17 protein-coding genes are annotated in these 16,565 nt (G+C 72.0%); 6 read left to right on the top strand and 11 right to left on the bottom strand.

Annotated features, from left to right (window positions below):
• Positions 1-23 precede the first annotated feature (23 nt).
• Positions 24-746, bottom strand: coding sequence for a trypsin-like serine protease (locus AB0K37_RS14780; RefSeq protein ID WP_363980203.1), 723 nt, complete (start codon positions 744-746; stop codon positions 24-26).
• Positions 747-1,401: 655 nt separating this feature from the next.
• On the opposite strand from AB0K37_RS14780, the gene AB0K37_RS14775 reads away from it, so the two are divergent.
• The gene (locus tag AB0K37_RS14775) at positions 1,402-2,268 is read left to right on the top strand and encodes an isocitrate lyase/PEP mutase family protein (RefSeq protein WP_363980200.1); all 867 of its coding nucleotides are present in this window, start codon (positions 1,402-1,404) and stop codon (positions 2,266-2,268) included.
• A gap of 75 nt (positions 2,269-2,343) precedes the next feature.
• On the opposite strand, the gene AB0K37_RS14770 is transcribed toward AB0K37_RS14775, so the two are convergent.
• Positions 2,344-2,919 carry a hypothetical protein gene (locus AB0K37_RS14770; RefSeq protein ID WP_363980197.1) on the bottom strand — a complete coding sequence of 192 codons (576 nt, stop codon included), beginning with the start codon at positions 2,917-2,919 and terminating at the stop codon, positions 2,344-2,346.
• Positions 2,920-3,030: 111 nt separating this feature from the next.
• On the opposite strand from AB0K37_RS14770, the gene AB0K37_RS14765 reads away from it, so the two are divergent.
• The 5 genes from AB0K37_RS14765 (at position 3,031) to AB0K37_RS14745 (ending at position 7,769) form a co-directional block, all read left to right on the top strand.
• Positions 3,031-4,239: a histidine kinase gene (locus AB0K37_RS14765; RefSeq protein ID WP_363980194.1), complete on the top strand. Its 1,209-nt coding sequence runs from the start codon at positions 3,031-3,033 to the stop codon at positions 4,237-4,239.
• Positions 4,236-4,838 carry a response regulator transcription factor gene (locus AB0K37_RS14760; protein WP_363980192.1) on the top strand — a complete coding sequence of 201 codons (603 nt, stop codon included), beginning with the start codon at positions 4,236-4,238 and terminating at the stop codon, positions 4,836-4,838. Before AB0K37_RS14765 ends, AB0K37_RS14760 begins: the two co-directional genes overlap by 4 nt.
• 294 nt (positions 4,839-5,132) lie before the next feature.
• Complete coding sequence (locus AB0K37_RS14755; protein ID WP_363980278.1) at positions 5,133-6,647, top strand: carboxylesterase family protein; 1,515 nt, start codon at positions 5,133-5,135, stop codon at positions 6,645-6,647.
• Positions 6,648-6,776: 129 nt separating this feature from the next.
• Entirely contained in the window at positions 6,777-7,442 is a 666-nt protein-coding gene (locus AB0K37_RS14750; RefSeq protein ID WP_363980189.1) for a response regulator transcription factor, read from the top strand.
• A gap of 105 nt (positions 7,443-7,547) precedes the next feature.
• Positions 7,548-7,769 carry a hypothetical protein gene (locus AB0K37_RS14745; protein WP_363980186.1) on the top strand — a complete coding sequence of 74 codons (222 nt, stop codon included), beginning with the start codon at positions 7,548-7,550 and terminating at the stop codon, positions 7,767-7,769.
• A gap of 133 nt (positions 7,770-7,902) precedes the next feature.
• Here AB0K37_RS14745 and AB0K37_RS14740 read toward each other — a convergent pair whose 3' ends face one another.
• The 9 genes from AB0K37_RS14740 to AB0K37_RS14700 all read right to left on the bottom strand — a co-directional run.
• A complete protein-coding gene (locus AB0K37_RS14740) occupies positions 7,903-8,652 on the bottom strand; it encodes a TIGR02206 family membrane protein (RefSeq protein ID WP_363980183.1) in 750 nt (249 codons plus the stop codon).
• 62 nt (positions 8,653-8,714) lie between these two features.
• Positions 8,715-9,512, bottom strand: a complete 798-nt coding sequence (ppk2, locus tag AB0K37_RS14735) for a polyphosphate kinase 2 (RefSeq protein WP_363980180.1) — start codon at positions 9,510-9,512, stop codon at positions 8,715-8,717.
• A 61-nt stretch (positions 9,513-9,573) separates the two neighbouring features.
• A complete protein-coding gene (locus AB0K37_RS14730; RefSeq protein WP_363980177.1) occupies positions 9,574-10,158 on the bottom strand; it encodes a helix-turn-helix domain-containing protein in 585 nt (194 codons plus the stop codon).
• A 48-nt stretch (positions 10,159-10,206) separates the two neighbouring features.
• A complete protein-coding gene (locus AB0K37_RS14725; RefSeq protein ID WP_363980174.1) occupies positions 10,207-10,935 on the bottom strand; it encodes an ABC transporter ATP-binding protein in 729 nt (242 codons plus the stop codon).
• A complete protein-coding gene (locus tag AB0K37_RS14720) occupies positions 10,932-12,062 on the bottom strand; it encodes an FtsX-like permease family protein (protein WP_363980275.1) in 1,131 nt (376 codons plus the stop codon). The genes AB0K37_RS14725 and AB0K37_RS14720 overlap by 4 nt, the downstream gene beginning before the upstream one ends.
• Before the next feature lie 78 nt (positions 12,063-12,140).
• Positions 12,141-13,484, bottom strand: coding sequence for an MFS transporter (locus AB0K37_RS14715; RefSeq protein ID WP_363980171.1), 1,344 nt, complete (start codon positions 13,482-13,484; stop codon positions 12,141-12,143).
• Positions 13,485-13,701: 217 nt separating this feature from the next.
• Positions 13,702-14,904 carry a hypothetical protein gene (locus tag AB0K37_RS14710; protein WP_363980168.1) on the bottom strand — a complete coding sequence of 401 codons (1,203 nt, stop codon included), beginning with the start codon at positions 14,902-14,904 and terminating at the stop codon, positions 13,702-13,704.
• 484 nt (positions 14,905-15,388) lie between these two features.
• Positions 15,389-16,351 carry an NAD-dependent epimerase/dehydratase family protein gene (locus tag AB0K37_RS14705; RefSeq protein WP_363980165.1) on the bottom strand — a complete coding sequence of 321 codons (963 nt, stop codon included), beginning with the start codon at positions 16,349-16,351 and terminating at the stop codon, positions 15,389-15,391.
• A 12-nt stretch (positions 16,352-16,363) separates the two neighbouring features.
• On the bottom strand, positions 16,364-16,565 hold a 202-nt coding region (locus AB0K37_RS14700), incomplete at its 5' end, for a hypothetical protein (protein ID WP_363980162.1).

Genomic DNA, 16,565 nt, shown 5'->3' with positions numbered 1-16,565 from the left:
CTACGGGGGTGGGGGGCGGGGGGTCAGCGGCCGATCTGCTGGTTGATCCAGGAGAGGTACGGCGCGATGCCGGTGTAGAGCGTGGTGGTCGCGCACTCGCCCATGTTGTCGCCGGGGCCGTGGGTCTCGCCGACGAGCGTCCAGTCGCCGCGGGTGCCGACGACCGCCGGGCCGCCGGAGTCGCCGTGGCAGGCCGAGTGCGTCCGGTCGCCCGAGACGCACACGTCGTTGGCGGTGCCGCCGCCTGCCGCGCACCGGCTGCTGGGCAGGATCGTCAGGTCGATCTCCTGGAGGACGGTGGCGGTCCTGCAGCTCGGCCAGCTCATGCAGCCGAAGCCGAGCAGCCGCACGGGGGTGCCCGCGGCGGGGTTGGACTGCGCCATCTTCACCGGCGCCGACTGGGCGGGGGTGGACAGGTGCATCAGCGTGAGGTCCGTGCCCGACCGGGTGGTGCGCCGGTCGATCTGGCGGACCTCGCCGCCGGAGTTCTTGTAGGTCGAGCCGATCCGGGCCTGCGACGCCGCGCCGCAGTGGTTCGCCGTGACGATCCACTGGGCCGCGACCAGGCTGCCGCCGCAGCCGTTGCTCAGCGACACCATCCAGGAATAGGTCTCGGTGGCGTTGTGGCCGCCGATGATCGGCACACCGCCCTCACCGGCGGGCTCGGCGGCGTTCGCGGACGTCACACCGCACATCGCGAGCGCGAAGGCGCACGCGACCAGCGTCGCCTTCAGCAGTTTGCGCATGACGGTTCTCCAATCGGGGGGTCGTGCCGCCGGGGCCGTCCTGCTCGCGCACAGAGCGGATGGCGCGGCCCGGAACGGCGGGTTCGCTGCTCTTCGTCGGCTCCGTCACGGAGCACCGCCCGCATTTTTCGGCGGGCTTGCGGGAAAAAGCGTTCGCGAGAAAGATGACGGAGGCCGGCATGGGCCGGACCCGCATGCTCCTGCGCATGCGACGGTGAATTCGTCTTCTCGCGGGGACCACAGCTACGGGAGAGTAGTCGAGGAAAACGAGACCCCTCCAGAAGGTGAAAAGCACTAGATGTTCAATGTGTATTTCGAGGGGCATAGAAACCCGTCGGTTCCAGCGCGTTCGCCCGGTGTTCGCCGAGCGTCTCCGCGGACCGTCGGCGCCGGCCCCGCCGCGCCGGGGCGGTCAAGCGCATCTCCCGCGACGGTCGCGACGAGTAAAAGAACAATTCCGGACATCACCCTTCAAGGTGGACTGTTTCCTTTGCCTTTTTGCTGCTTCACTCCTCTTTCGTGACCCGCTTTTTGCTTTTCGCATGGGTAACTATTCACGACACGGAATACCGACTGCCGTGTGGTCGCCACAAACCGTGGCGTTCCGTATTGGTCGGACAAGTCGCCCGCGCCCAACGCAACGAAAGGAGAAAAGATGAACTACGGAGAAGAACTGCGACGCGAGATCATGTCGGAAGGGACCACCCCGCTGATCGGGGTTTTCGACATGTTCTCCGCCTCCGTCGCCGCGCAGCACTACAATGGACTCTTCGTGTCCGGCTTCGGCTTCGCGGCGTCCCACTACGGCCTTCCCGACATCGGCTTCATCGCCTGGCCCGACATCGTCGCGTTCGTGCAGCGGCTGCGGCTCGCCTTCCCCGGGCGGCACCTGCTCGTGGACATCGACGACGGCTACGTGGACCCCGAGGTCGCCTGCCACGTGGTCGAGCAGCTGGAGCTGATCGGCGCGTCCGGCGTGATCCTTGAGGACCAGCAGCGGCCGCGGCGCTGCGGGCACGTGGACGGCAAGCGGATCCTGCCGCTCCAGGAGTACCTCGACAAGCTCGACATGGTGCTGCGGACCCGGCGCGACCTCGTGGTCGTCGCCCGCACCGACGCCGGCGAGGAGGACGAGGTGCTGGCCCGCGCCGAGGCGCTGGCGCGGACCGACGCGGACGTCGTCCTGGTCGACGGCGTCCGGAGCGTCGAGCAGATCCGCCGGGTCCGGACGGTGATCGGCGACAAGCCGCTGCTGTTCAACCAGATCGCGGGCGGGAAGTCGCCCCGCATCTCCCTGCCGGAGCTGACCGAGCTCGGGGTGAAGGTCGCGATCTACAGCACCCCGTGCCTGTTCGCCGCCCAGAGCGCCATGGAGGAGGCGATCGTCCGGCTCAAGCGCGACGACGGCCGCCTGCCCGAACACACCGCGGGGAGCGTCGGCGTCCGGGAGTCGCTGGCCCTCCTCGAACGCAACATCAGCCGCAACCACCCCAGGCCGGAACTGGCGGGCCTCCTCGCCTGACGCGGCCGCACATCGGCCCCTGCATCGCGGCGATTCTCCGTTCCGCGGGAATCGCCGCGATGTTCCCGGCCGGGGTCACAGCAGGAAGACGAGCATGGCGGCGACCACCACGTCGATCACGCCGCACGCTTCGGCGTAGGAGCGGGAGACGACCTTGTCGAGCTTGAGGTGGACGGCGTCCCACACCCCGTGCAGGAACCAGCCGGCCGCCACCAGGTAGCGGCCGAGGTCGGGGTCGACCGCGAGGCTCGCGAACGCGAGGGCGCCGAACCCGACCATCCCCGCCGCCTGCGCTCCGAAGACGGCCCGCCCGTCCGGCGCCTCGGCGACGGCCCCCCAGACGAGCAGGACCAGCGCGGCGGCCGCGATGACGGCGGACAGCGGGACCACGTCCAGCATGCCGATCGCGACCATGGCCACGACCATGGACCCGACGACGGGCCAGGACGCCCCGCGCCGGCCGATCCGGGCGAGGATCAGGTACTCCAGGGCCAGCAGGAGCAGCAGCTCGCCGAACCCGGACACCGCCTCGTCCAGGTCACCGAGGCCGCCGCCCCAGATGAGCGCCGCGGCGGCGAGGGCCACCGCCGTGGGCCAGCGCCGCATCAGCGCGTGACCCCGGCCGTGGCGTGTGGCTTCCTGTGCTTGCACGGTGCTCCTCCTCGGGTGGGCGACGTCCCCACCCTCCGGCGGCGCGACGGTCCCGGGTAGTGGCGGACCACCACGTGCGCGGATGACATCTGTCATGCGGATACCGGACAAATGACACCCGCCCTGGACGCCTTCCGCTGGAACAATGGCGGCGTGCGCACAGGGGCCGACGAGGCAGGGCTGGCGGGGTTCCGCCGCTACACCTGGTGGGCGGTGCCGGGCACCAACGTGGGCGTCCTGATCCTCCTCACCGGCGAATGGATCCTGGACGGCGACGTGCCGATCCAGCCGCGCGTCCTCAGCGCCGCCGCGCTGGCGGTCGAGGTCGCGGCGGTGGTGGCCCTGCTGAACGCGCGGCTGTCGGCCGGTGCGCGGCCCCGCCCGCCCGCGCGCTGGCCGGCCGCCGGAGCGCTGGCCGCGCTCGTGCTCGCCATCTGCCCCCTGGCCGTGCGCGACTACGGGCTGTGGCCGATCGCCCCCGCGATCATGACGGCGGTCGCCGCGACCTACCTGGACCGCCGCCGCCGGCTCCGGCTGATCGCCGCCGCGGTCCTCGCCGCGGCGCTGCCCGGCGGCGCCGTCAGCCTCCTGAGCGGGGACGGCGACCTGCCGTACGCCGCGCTGTTCCCGCCGGGGGTCACCGCCTTCGTCGTCTGGGCCGTGCTCGGCCCCCTGTGGGCCTGGGACATCGCGGGCCGGCTGGACGAGGCGCGCCGCCTGTCGGCCGAACTCGCCGTGAAGGACGAGCGCCTCCGGTTCGCCGCCGACCTGCACGACATCCAGGGCCACCACCTGCAGGTCATCGCCCTGAAGAGCGAACTGGCCGCCCGGCTCGCCGAGACCGACCCGCCACGCGCCGCCGCCGAGATGCGCGACGTCCGGCGGCTGGCCGCCGACGCGCTCGGCGACACCCGCGCCGTGGTCCTCGGCTACCGCCGCACCAGCCTCGACGACGAGATCGCCAACGCCACCCGGATCCTCGCCTCCGCGGGCATCGACGCCCGCACCACCGCGGAGCCCGCCGCCGTCGGCGACACCGCCCGCCACCTCCTGGGCCTGGTGATGAGGGAGGCGACCACCAACCTCCTCCGCCACAGCCGGGCGCGCCACGCGTCCGTCGACTACCGCGTCACCGGCGGCGTCGCCCGCCTCCGGGTGGGCAACGACGGCGCGTCCGACCCCGGCGCCGACCCCGGCACCGGCCTGACCGCCCTCGCCGCCCGGCTGAGGACCGCGGGCGGCGACCTGACCTGGACCCGCGACGCCGACCGGTTCGAACTCACGGCGTCGCTGCCCGCCGGGAACGGCGGCGACCGATGATCCGACTCCTGATCGCCGACGACGAGGACCTCCTCCGCAGCGCCCTGGCCTCCCTGCTCGCGCTCGAGGACGACCTGGAGGTGGTCGCCGAGGCGTCCACCTCCACCGACGCGGTCCGGCTGGCCCGCGAGCACGGCCCGGACGTCGCGGTGCTGGACCTGGAGATGCCGCCCGCCGACGGCCTGCGCGCCGCCGAGGAGATCACGGCCGAACTGCCGACCCGGATCGTCCTGGTGACCCGGCACGCCCGTCCGGCCGTCCTGCGCCGCGCCCTGGCCGCCGGCGTCCGCGGCTTCGTCCCGAAGACGACCTCCGCGTCCAGGCTCGCCGAGATCATCCGCGACGTCGCCGCCGGCCGCCGCTACGTCGACGCCGACATCGCCGCGGCCGCCCTCACCGAGGACGAGTGCCCCCTCACCGACCGCGAACTGGAGGTCCTGCGCGCCGCCCGCACCGGAGCCTCGGTCAACGAGATCGCCGCCCAGGTCCACCTGGCCCCCGGCACCGTCCGCAACTACCTCTCCACCGCCATGACCAAGCTCCGGGCCCCCACCCGCCACGCCGCCGCCCACCAAGCCTGGCAGCAGGGCTGGATCTGACGCCCCCGCCGGACCGACCCTGAGGCGCGCCGCCTACATCCCGGGACGGGCATGGGCCCGCTGCTCCGTCTGGAGTCGCGGGTCGAAGACGGGACGCCGGGCTGAGGCCACGGGGCGCCGGGTTCCCTAGCGTCGAATCGGCGGGTCATCCCGTCCTTGCTCTCGAACGGGTGCCGCCGGACGGCGGACGTGATCAGATGGGCGGTCGTCGTCGTGGCGGGTCTCAGAAGCGTGTCCCCTGCCGCCAGAAGCCTGGCCACCGCGCTCGCGGCGGTCTCGGCCACCGGGGCGCTGATGGCGTGCCGTTCGGCGCACGAGCCAGCGCAAGCGCCACTGACCGTGCGCGTGGATTCCGGAAGCGTGCGGGGCATCGCGAAGGGGGAATCCCGGCAGTTCCTCGGCATCCCCTACGCAGAACCGCCCACCGGAGCCCGGCGCTGGACGCTGCCGCGCGAGCCGAGTCCGTGGAGCGGCGTAAGGGACGCTGGACGGCCGGGGAAGGACTGCGCGCAGGGCTCGCCGGGGCCCGAGAACCCGTCCAGCGAGGACTGCCTTTACGTCAACGTCACCACTCCGCGCGTTCGCCACGGTGCCTTGCCCGTGATGGTGTGGTGGCACGGCGGCGGCTTCACCCAGGGGAGCGGAAAGGACTACGACGCCGTCCGGCTGGCGACCGAGGGCAAGGCCGTCGTCATCACGGTGAACTACCGGCTCGGCATATTCGGCTACCTGGGGCTGTCCGGGCTGAGAGGGTCGGGCGACTTCGGGTTCGCCGACCAGCTCGCGGCGCTGCGGTGGGCGCGGCGCAACGCCTCGGCGTTCGGCGGCGACCCGCACGACATCACCGTCTTCGGCCAGTCGGCGGGGGCGATGTCGGCCTGCGCGCTGCTCACCTCGCCCGCGGCCAAGGGGCACTTCGACAAGGCGATCATCTCGTCGGGTTCGTGCGGGCTGCGCTGGCCCGCCGGCGGCCTGTTCCCCGGAGCGCCCGCCGACCGGCCCTACATCCCCGTCGCCCAGGGCCGGGAGGACGGCCTGGCCGCCGCCCGGGAGCTGGAATGCGCGGGCACGGACGCGCTGGCGTGCCTGCGGGGCAAGACCACCGCCGAACTCCTCCCGCACTCGCCGTCCTTCGCCGACCACCTCGCCTACGGCACCGAACTGCTGCCGCGGGATCCGGCGGCGGCGCTGCGCGCGGGCGCGTTCACCCGCGTCCCGGTGATCATCGGTGGCACCCGCGACGAGGCCCGCTCCTTCGTCGCGGGCGCGATCAACTACGACCCGAAGCTGATCACGTCCGAGACCTATCCCCGGTTGCTGGAGGAGGCGTTCGGGCCCGCCGCGGGCAGGGCCGCCGCCCGGTACCCGCTGTCGCGCTACCCGTCCGCCGGGCTGGCCTGGGCGGCGGTCCTGACCGACGCGTCCTGGGCCTGCTCGGCACTGGCCGGCGCCCGGGACCTCGCCGCGCGCACGACGGTCTACTCCTACGAGTTCGCCGACGAGAACGCGCCCAACGTCAACGGCCTGCACGTCCCGGACGTCCCGCAGGGCGCCGCCCACGCCACCAACCTGCCCTACCTCTTCGACCTGGGCGGCAGAGACCTGCTGGTGAACCGTGAGCGCAAGGGACTGGCCCGGACCATGGTCGGCTACTGGAGCGCCTTCGCCCGCTCGGGCGACCCGAACCACCGGGGCGCGCCGCGCTGGCGGCCCGGCGCCGCGCCGCTGAGCCTCGCGCCCGGCGCGATCCGCACCGTCGACGCCAGGGCGGAGCACGGCTGCGGGTTCTGGGAGACGGTCACCCGCTGACCGCGGCGAGGCTCCCGGCCGCGGGACGTCGCCGGTGTGTCTCGCTGCGATGATGGGCGGGCCGCCGGCGGCGGGACCCGACCCGGCCGGGGGTCCGGGGCCGCGCCCGGCCGCCCCGAGGGAGCCGCCATGACGATCAAGGTGCTCGTCGCCGACGACCAGGACCTGGTCCGGGCCGGATTCTGCATGATCATCGACGCCCGGGAGGACCTGGAGGTCGTCGGCGAGGCCGGCGACGGCGACCAGGCCGTCCGGGAGGCCGCCCGGCTGCGCCCCGACGTCGTCCTGATGGACGTGCGGATGCCCGGCGCCGACGGCATCGACGCCACCCGGCGGATCACCGCCGCCGCCGACCCTCCCAAGGTCATCATCCTGACCACGTTCGACCTGGACGAGCCGCTCTACGCCGCGCTGCGGGCGGGGGCGAGCGGCTTCCTGCTCAAGGACGTGCGCCCACCGGAACTGGCCGACGCCGTCAGGGTGGTCGCCCGGGGCGAGGCGCTGCTGGCCCCGACCGTCACGCGCCGGCTCCTCGACCGGTTCGTGGCCGTCCAGCCGGCCGAACCCGTCCGGCCCGCACGGCTGGCCGAGCTGACGGACCGCGAGGTGGAGGTGCTCACGCTGGTCGCCCGGGCCGCCTCCAACGCCGAGATCGCCGGTCATCTGTCCCTCGCCGAGGCGACGGTGAAGACCCACGTCTCGTCCGTCCTGCGCAAGCTCGGCGCCCGCGACCGCGTGCACGCCGTCGTGATGGCCTACGACCTCGGTATCGTCCGGCCCCGCCCCTCACCCTGAAGTCGCATCCGCAAGACCCCTCGCGCGACCGAGGCCCCCGGATCCACCGCGCCCTAGCCTGATCACAGGAAGTGAGAGAGCCATCACGAAGGGCGGGTGAACCGAATGTTCAGATCACGACGGGTCCACGAGGACGAAGAGTGGGAAGGCGTCGTCGACGGCAAGTCCCGCAACATGCCGGACGGGTCGAACCTCTACCACTACCTCAAGGTCACGTTCAGCGACGGCAAGAGCAAGAAGATCCGCGTCGACGGCTCCCTCTGGAACTCGGTGAGCGAGGGCGACCAGATCGTCAAGCGGCCAGGATCCGCCCCCGCCAGGAAGTAGCCGCATCGGACGCCGCGGCACCGACGCGATCGGCCACCAGGGGAACCACCCGCGCAAGGTCGTGAAAGCAGGAGCCCGGCGGCGACATCGGCCTCCACGACTGCGTCGAACTGGCCCGCTCGCCGTTCCTGGCCTACAGCCGGTGACGGGCCGCCTCGGGCGGGCGGCCCGCCCGGGTCCAGGGCCAGGTGATCAACGCCCAGCCGAGCAGGATGACTGCCGCCTCGACCAGCACATACCAGGGCCACGGGCCCATCACGTCCAGGACCGAACCGGTGCCGGGCTTGTCGTTGAGATACCCGTAGTTCGTCCCCGCGCCCAGATTGAAGAGGAACGTGGCGACGGCCCACGCCACGGTGACGGCGACCGCGAACCTGTAGGCGCCCCAGTCCGGCCGCATCCCGAGCCCCCAGGTCAGGTACACCGCGGACCACACGATCATCAGGTGCATCCCGAAGAAGCCCAGGTAGTCGATGCCGGGATAGTCCGCGCCGTTCAGCGCCGGCGTGAGCAGGCCCTGCACCGACAGCGTGAGGCCCCAGTAGTAGGTCAGCGCGAACCACCGGCGGCCGAGCGTCCACAACGCGCCGACCGCGGCCGGCCAGGCCACGTCGCACAGCTGGAGAGGAAGCGATCCGCCGATCCGCCACTGCCCGGGAAGGAGGCTGTGGACCTGCGTGCCGACCATCACGTACACGATCGCCAGCGCATACGCCCGGCCGAACCCCCGTGCCTGACCGCCGAATTCCGCGCCCGGCGCCGCCTCCGCCCGCTGCGCGCGGCCCACGAGCACCAGGCCGGCGCAACCGACCGCGAACAGCCCGAGCGCCGCCCAGTGCGAGGGCCCGTACGCGGTGAAACGGCCGGCGACGGTCAGCGGCATGCGGTGATGCTAACCGCATCGGCGGACGCTCAGGGAAGGTGGCCGGGCCGCGCCCGTCGTTCTCATTTCAGGGACGCGGAGTGGTCGGGGACGTAGGTCTGCATGTCGCGTGGCGGCCGTTCGTATCCCCTGGAGGGCGGCCGTTCGGGGAGCGCCAGCCGCGGCGGCTCCACCGTGCGGTAGGGGATCGTCGACAGCAGGTGGGCGATCATGTTGATCCGGGCGCGCCGCTTGTCGTCGCTCTCCACGACGTACCAGGGCGCCTCGGGGATGTCGGTGTGCACGAACATCTCGTCCTTGGCGCGGGAGTAGTCCTCCCAGCGGGTGATGGACTCCAGGTCCATCGGCGACAGCTTCCACCGGCGCGCCGGGTCGTTCAGGCGGCTGCGGAAACGGCGCTCCTGCTCGGCGTCGCTCACGGAGAACCAGTACTTGCGCAGGAAGAGCCCGTCCTCGACCAGCAGCCGCTCGAAGATGGGGCACTGGTGGAGGAAGCGCGTGTACTCCTGCTTGGTGCAGAAGCCCATGACGCGCTCGACGCCCGCCCGGTTGTACCAGGACCGGTCGAACAGGACGATCTCCCCGGCGGCCGGCAGATGCTCGACGTAGCGCTGGAAGTACCACTGGGTGCGCTCGCGGTCGGTCGGGACGGGCAGCGCGGCGATCCGGGCGACGCGGGGATTGAGGTACTCGGTGACCCGCTTGATCGTGCTGCCCTTGCCGGCCGCGTCCCGTCCCTCGAACACCACCACGACGCGGGCGCCCTCGCTGCGCACCCACTCCTGGAGATTCACCAGTTCCGACTGGAGGCGGGCCAGTTCCGGCTCGTACACGCGCCGCGACAGCTTGTCCTTGCTCATGGGAGATCCTTACCCAGGAGATGCCCTGCCCGCTGCACCGCGCCGGGGCAGCGAGTCCCGCTTACGGCGTCGCGGGGGACAGGTAGGGAGCGAGGAGTTCGTGGGCGAGGCGGCGGGCCGCGCGTTCGGCGAGGCCGTCCTCGATCATCCGCGTCAGGGCGTAGACGATCGACTGGACGAGTTCGGCCGTCCGGTCGGGGTCGGAGGCGCCGTGGTCGGCCAGGGCCGCGCGGAGCGGCGTCTGGAGTTCGTCGTGGAGCAGCCGGCTGGAGCCGGCCAGGGTGTCGGTGCGGCCGGTGGCCGCGAGGGCGCGGGCCAGCGCGTGGTCTCCGCGGGCGACGAGGCGGAGGTTGGCGTAGACGTAGGCCAGGATCCGGTCGCCGGGCGTCCTCGCCTTCGCCATCCGCGCCTCGACGTAGGCCGACCAGCGCGGGAAGGTGTCGACGATGAGGGCGTCGAGCAGGTCGTCGCGGGACTTGAAGTAGGCGTACACGCTGGAGCGGGCGAGCCCGGCCCGGCGGGCGACGTCCGCGAGGCCGGGGGCCCGCTCGGGGTCCTCGGACAGCAGGGTGCGGGCGGCGTCGAGCAGGGCCGCCCGCTGCGCGGCCCGGTGCTCCGCCACGGTCGGCGCCTGGATCTTCGGCACGGGGCCCCTCCGGTCCGGTCGTCCTCGGCGGGCGGCCCGGCCGGGGCGTCAGGCGAGCGCGGCCAGGCGTCCGTCGATCATCTCGTACACGGTGTCACAGTGTTCGAGGACATCGTGGTCGTGGGTCACCATGATGGCCGCCACGCCGCATTGCCGCGCCTCGCGGGCGAGCAGGCGGACGATCTCGTGGCTGCGCGCCCGGTCCAGGGCGGCGGTGGGCTCGTCCACGAGCAGCACGCTCGGCTCGGTCACCAGCGCCCGGGCGATGCCGACCCGCTGCCGCTCCCCACCGGAGAGCTGGTGGGGGTGCCGGTCGGCCCTGTCCGCCATGCCCACGTCCTCCAGCAGCGCGAGAGGATCGCGGCCGGAGCGGGCGCGGCGCGGACGGAACCGCAGCGGCAGCCGGAGCTGGTCGACGGCGGTGAGCGCCGGGACCAGGTTGCCCGACTGGAAGACGAACCCGACGTGCTCGCGCCGCAGTCTCGCCCTGGCCCTCGCGCCGGCGGCGGTGATGTCGAGCCCCGCGACCGTGACCGTGCCCTGGTCCGGGCGGGCGAGTCCGCCCGCGACCGCGAGCAGGCTCGACTTGCCGGCGCCGGACGGGCCGACGATGGCGGCCAGCTCGCCGGGGCGCACCGAGAGATCGACGTCGTCGAGGGCCTGGACGGTCTCGGAGCCGTCGCCGTGCCTGAGGCCGACGCCCTCCATGACCAGCCCCAGGCGGTCGTCCGCGCCGTCTTCGCGCGGCCCTGCGGTCGGCGTGGTCTTCTCTGTCATCGGTTGCCTCCGAGCGCGGTGGCGGGGTCGATGGACGCGATCCGGGCGACGGCGGCGCCGGCTCCGGCGAGCCCGAGGAGGACGAGCCCCGCGGCGGCCGCCGTGACGCTCGGGGCGCTGAGGGCGAACGGCATTCCGCCGCCGGTGATGAGCGAGCCGAGGCCGACGCCGATCCCGGCGCCGATCGCGACGGCGGCGACGAGCAGGAGGAACGCCTGGGTGAGCGCGTCGCGCAGCAGCCAGCCTCTCGACGCGCCCATGGCGCGCAGAACGGCGACCTCGTGCTTGCGCTGGATCGCCCAGACGGCGAAGAACGCTCCGACGACCAGGGCGGAGATGGCGTACAGGAACACCTGGATGAGCTGGAGGGTGGAGGTCTCGGCCGAGTAGCCGGGCGAGGCGCCGTAGGAGTCCTCCAGCGTGAGGCTCTCGGTCCCGGCGGCGGCGTCCCCCGCGGCGAGGTCGACCGACGCTCCGGGCTTCGCGCGCACCGCCACGGCGGTGATCTCCCGCGTGGCGTGCGCGGGCACCGGGTCGCCCGGGGCCGCGCCCGCCTTGATCAGCTGCCAGGTCCGCAGCGGCACGTAGCCGACGTCGACATGCCCGAAGGTGTCCTGCCGCGGGGTGGCGCCGACGACGCGGAGCCGCGTCCCGAGCCGGGCGACCGTGATCGTGTCGCCGATGCGAAGGCCGGCGTCCAGGGCCGTGGCGCTGACGACGACGCCGTCCGCGTCCTTCAGCCGCGAGCCCGCGCCGACGTCGGGCGACAGGAACGAGTCCGGCGCCACTCCGAACAGCGCGAGGTCGACGTCCACGCCCCGGTCGCTCTTGGTGTTGACGAGCGTGTTCCCGTAGGGGGCCGCCTGCTGCACGCCCGGACGGCTCCGCCAGGCGTCCACGGCGGACATGTCCACCACGCTCCGGGAGAAGGCGGAGTCGTGCTGGACGTCGCGCTCGAACGCGAAGGAGGTGACCGGCAGGTTCTGCAGCCCCGACACCCCGTCCCTGACCAGCCCCACCGACAGCCCGGACAGCATGACCATGAGAACCGCGATCAAGCCCACGACGGCGCCCATCAATCCGAACCGGACCTTGGCGAACCGCAGCTCGCGAAGCGCGAGGAACATCAGCCCCACGCCCGCACACTTATCGACATCATGTCGACAAGATAGCAACATGATGTCGCGAACTAGTCCGGGGGCCCGCTAACGGCGGAACCTGCCGCGGCCGGGCTGCGGGAGCGGGCCGGCCGGGTCCGGCGCGGCGGCGCCGGGGACGGGGCCGGGCAGCATCACCGCCGCCACCAGCAGGGGGGCGAGGGCGGAGACCGCGCCGCCGAGCGTCATCGCCAGGCGCGGGCCGACCAGCTCGGACAGCCGGCCGATGAGGGGCGCGCCGAGCGGGTTGGTGCCGAGGAAGACCAGCGTGTACAGCGCCATCACCCGGCCGCGCATGGCCGGGGCGACGTCGAGCTGCATGGTGGAGTTGGCGGTGGTGGTGAACGTCAGCACCGCGGCGCCGGTGGGGACCAGCAGCGCCAGGAACAGCCAGTACCACGGCATCAGCGACACCGCCATCTCCAGCACCCCGAACAGCGCCGCCGCGCCGAGCAGCAGCCGGCGGGTCGGGCGCACCCGCCGGGCCGCCACCAGCGCCCCGGCCAGGGAGCCGGCGGCCAGCATGGTGGAGGCCAGCCCGAATGAGGTCGCCCCGGCGTGGAAGACCTCCTTGGCGAGCAGCGGGATGGTGACCGCGAAGTTCATCCCGAACGTGGCCACGAGCCCCAGCAGCAGCAGGACCATGACCAGTTCCCGCCGGGCCCGCACGTACGCGAGGCCCTCCCGCAGCTGCCCCTTGCCCCGGGGGACCGGTTCGGCCGAGCTCAGCTCGCCGGCCCGCATCGCCGCCAGGGAGGCCAGCACGGCGACGTAGGACGCCGCGTTGACCAGGAAGACGGGGCCGGTGCCGATCGCCGCGATGAGCAGGCCCGCCACCGCGGGGCCGAGGACCCGGGCGATGTTGAAGCAGGCGCCGCCCAGAGCGATGGCGTTGGGCAGGTCGGTCCTGCCGACGATCTCCACCACGAAGGTCTGCCGGGCGGGGTTCTCCACGACGGTGGCGACCCCCAGCCCGAGGGCCAGCAGGTACACGTGCCACAGCCGGGCGCTTCCGGTGACGGCCAGCAGTCCGAGGACCAGCGCGAGCAGGCCCATCGCCACCTGGGCGAGCACCAGGACCCGGCGCTTGGAGTAGCGGTCGGCGATCACGCCGCCCCACAGCCCGAACAGCAGCATCGGCAGGAACTGCAGGCCGGTGGTGATGCCCAGCGCGGTCCCGTCGTTGTGGCTCAGTTCGAGGATCAGCCAGTCCTGGGCCACCCGCTGCATCCAGGTGCCGGTGTTGGACACCAGCGACCCTGCCGTGAACAGGCGGAAGTTGCGGTTGCGCAGCGAGCGGAACATCGGCGCCGCCAGCATCGGCGCCAACCGCGACCGGCCTCCGTCCCGGTCGCCGTCCCCCTTCTCGCCGTTCTCGTCAGCAGGGTTCATTACCTCTAGGTTCACTCATGACGCGAAGCGCCGCCGGAGACCGCGCCGCGACACGCGATACTCCCGTCGGGCACGGCTTTGGAACGATGCACCAGGCGTTAGGATCAACGGCGAGCGAAGAAGAACGGCGGGAGGCGAGAGCCCCCCGCCGTTCGACTGAGACGGTCACGGTGTTAGGGCACCGCGACCGTTAGTGCATGCCGGGCGGCTTACGCCGTCAGGCGGTGTCGAGCTCCTTCTCGGCCCGCGCCCTCTGGGCGCGGGCCTTCCTGAGCTGCTCCTTCGTCTTCTCCTCGACGAAGATGAGGCCGACCGCCAGTGCTCCCAGGCAGACCAGGAGGTACCCGGCGATCGTGTCCTGCGTGAACTTCGGGGGCTTCTGGCCTGCGACCAGAGTCCCCCAGAAGAGGCCCAGCAGCGGCTTCGCCGGCTGCAGCTGGGCGTGTGCGGAGATGGTCAGGCCCCGCTTCCAGGCGGCGCTCGAACACAGCGCGCTGATCGTGGCCAGCGTGCCGACGCCCAGGGCGCCGACCGTGGCCCACACGCTGTGCTGGCTGACTTCCGTCGGGCCGCCGGCCCACAGGAAGAGCAGGAACAGCGCCGGAACCGAGACCAGGCCCTTCAGGGCACTGGCCGTCAGCACGGCCTCCTTGCGGGTGCCGGCCGCCAGCTCGGCCTCCTTGAGGGCGATGGCCGCCAGCTCGGCCTCCTGGGGAGTGGTGGCCGCCAGTTGGGCCTCCTTGGCGGCGGCGACCGCCAGCTTGGCCTCGTTGGCGAACTCCTCCTCCAGGCGGCCCAGACCGGTGAAGATCCGCGCCATGGCCCAGTACATCATCCCGTTGAGGACGACGCTCAGGATCCCGATGGGCGAGAGTTGCCAGGCCGCCATGCCGTACAGGAGCGTGGCGCCGGTGCCCGAGACGAGCACCCACCCGACTATCTGCCAGTTCTTGCGCCCCGACACCAGGGCCGCGATCATCGGCCCCACCATGAGGGCCAGCACCGCGACCATCGCGTAGGGCATGTGGTGCAGTGCCTCCTGCCCGCTCCAGATGCTGACCGGTGAGGTGCATCCGAAGATGAGCGCCGAGCGCTTGACCCGCCGGTCGACCTGCCGCCACTTGGGACGGACGACGAGCCAGAGGGCGGTGCACGCCGCGACGTCGGTCAGGAAGGCGGTCACGAAGGCGGGCATGCCCGTCGCTCCCGACTTCAGGAGCAGGACGTTGTTGCCCGTCCCGACGACCATCGCCACCACGGCGACCGTCCACGCGATGGCCGGGCGCCGCCTCTTGGCGGGTCCGGTCACCTCGTTGGTCAGCCACTCGCGGGCGAGCCTCACCCGCCGCGGCACGAAGCCGCAGATGGTGAGGATGAGCGCGAGCGCGCGAGGGCGTTCGCGGTTTTCGAGGTTCCTCAAAGGGACCCCCTCCTTTGTGAGGGGTGCTCACGAGGAGGTCCGGGGTCTTCAATCCCGGTCCTCCTCGCTGCACCCGATTGACAGGCGCAACTCGAAGACCGGGATCGGTCCTATTTTGTTGAGTTACGTAAGGCCGAACGTAACACAAGTGGCCGATCGTGTCGGCTGGTATTCTGGTCGGCGTGCAAGCCCCTCGATTCACGCGGCGGACTCTTCACCCGTCGGCAGGGGCGCATGGGAGGCGGCGACCCGGCTCTGTGGTTGAGAAACCCTTTGTGAGGCAGGGCCGGGCCGTCGTTTTCCCAGTTCAACGTATCGGTAGGAAATTATCCTTCAGGCTGCGCGGGAATGGGCGCGTCCGGGGAAGGCGCAGATGCGCAACCCGACCCCCGTGACCGGATTCGGTCGCAGGCTCTCCTGGATGAATGACGTGGGGGGAGTGATGCGGGCATGGCGAGCCATGCCCGCATCTGGCGATGGAACGTCAGGGGTTCGCGGCGGCCAGTGACGAATGGCTCGCGAACCAGGCGATCGTGTCGGTCAATCCGGTTCTCAGGCTCACGCGCGGTTCCCAGTCGAGTGCCCGGCGGGCCAGGGCGATGTCGGGGCGCCGCCTGGTGGGGTCCTCGTCGCGGGCGCCGACATGGTGGATCGGCGACGGCGAGTCGCACAGCTCCCGGATGAGCTCGGCGATGGCGACGACCGTCAGCTCGTCGGGATTCCCGATGTTCATCGGCCCCGGGTGCCCGGTCAGAGCGGCTTTGACCAGGGCTTGCGCGGTGTCGTCCACATGGCACAGGGAGCGCGTCTGCCGCCCGGTGCCGTGCACGGTGATGGGCCGGCCGGCCAGTGCCTGACGGATGAAGGTGGGCACGAGCCGGCCGTCCTCCGCCCGCATGCGGCGGCCGTAGGTGTTGAAGATGCGCAGAACCGTGGTGTCGACGTCGTAAACGGTCCGGTACGCCTCGCAGGCCGCCTCTCCGAACCGTTTGCCCTCGTCGTAGGAGGAGCGCGGCCCCATGGGGTTCACATTCCCGTGGTAGGACTCGGTCTGCGGGTGCACGGACGGGTCGCCGTAGACCTCGCTGCTCGACGCGTACACATATCGGGCGCCTTTCGCCCGGGCGAAGTCCAAAGTGTTGAGAGTTCCAACGGAACCGACACGAAGGGTCTCCACCGGGCGTGCCAGATAGTCGACCGGGCTGGGCAGCGAGGCGAGATGCACCACCGCTCCGACTCCGCCGGTCAGGTCGAGAGGTTCGTTGATGTCGTGTTCGATGAGCGCGAACCCGGGACGGTCCGCGAGATGTGCCACGTTACGGGGCCCACTGGTGGCGAAGTTGTCCACGCAGTACACCCGGCACTCCATGTCCAACAGCAGTTCACACAGATGTGACCCGATGAAGCCGCTTCCTCCGATTACTGCGACGGACGATAATGAATTCACCTATGCCACCCTCTACTGAGTGCCGGATCCACGCTGTGCACGGATGAAGTCGATGATCACGTCGATGTCCGGGTCGTAGCCCCTCGCGGTGGCGACGCGAAGCGAGGGAACCGCGAGTGACACCTCCTCGAATCCGCTCGCGGTCCCGCCGCCCGTCCTCCCCCGCCGGGCCAGCGCCGCGCGCCGCGCGCCGGGGCCGTCGGGCTGCTCGCGG

The sequence above is a fragment of the Actinomadura sp. NPDC049753 genome, from assembly GCF_040674655.1.
Taxonomy (GTDB): Bacteria; Actinomycetota; Actinomycetes; order Streptosporangiales; family Streptosporangiaceae; genus Spirillospora; species Spirillospora verrucosospora.
This window is presented reverse-complemented; position numbering and strand designations above follow the sequence as displayed.

Excerpts from the sequence above, each read along its gene's own strand:
- AB0K37_RS14740 (WP_363980183.1), bottom strand. The coding sequence starts at position 8,652 with ATGCCGCTGACCGTCGCCGGCCGTTTCACCGCGTACGGGCCCTCGCAC.
- AB0K37_RS14715 (WP_363980171.1), bottom strand. The coding sequence starts at position 13,484 with ATGAACCCTGCTGACGAGAACGGCGAGAAGGGGGACGGCGACCGGGAC.
- AB0K37_RS14725 (WP_363980174.1), bottom strand. The coding sequence starts at position 10,935 with ATGACAGAGAAGACCACGCCGACCGCAGGGCCGCGCGAAGACGGCGCG.
- ppk2 (WP_363980180.1), bottom strand. The coding sequence starts at position 9,512 with ATGAGCAAGGACAAGCTGTCGCGGCGCGTGTACGAGCCGGAACTGGCC.
- AB0K37_RS14780 (WP_363980203.1), bottom strand. The coding sequence starts at position 746 with ATGCGCAAACTGCTGAAGGCGACGCTGGTCGCGTGCGCCTTCGCGCTC.
- AB0K37_RS14750 (WP_363980189.1), top strand. The coding sequence starts at position 6,777 with ATGACGATCAAGGTGCTCGTCGCCGACGACCAGGACCTGGTCCGGGCC.
- AB0K37_RS14765 (WP_363980194.1), top strand. The coding sequence starts at position 3,031 with ATGACACCCGCCCTGGACGCCTTCCGCTGGAACAATGGCGGCGTGCGC.
- AB0K37_RS14720 (WP_363980275.1), bottom strand. The coding sequence starts at position 12,062 with ATGTTCCTCGCGCTTCGCGAGCTGCGGTTCGCCAAGGTCCGGTTCGGA.
- AB0K37_RS14755 (WP_363980278.1), top strand. The coding sequence starts at position 5,133 with ATGGCGTGCCGTTCGGCGCACGAGCCAGCGCAAGCGCCACTGACCGTG.
- AB0K37_RS14760 (WP_363980192.1), top strand. The coding sequence starts at position 4,236 with ATGATCCGACTCCTGATCGCCGACGACGAGGACCTCCTCCGCAGCGCC.
- AB0K37_RS14745 (WP_363980186.1), top strand. The coding sequence starts at position 7,548 with ATGTTCAGATCACGACGGGTCCACGAGGACGAAGAGTGGGAAGGCGTC.
- AB0K37_RS14775 (WP_363980200.1), top strand. The coding sequence starts at position 1,402 with ATGAACTACGGAGAAGAACTGCGACGCGAGATCATGTCGGAAGGGACC.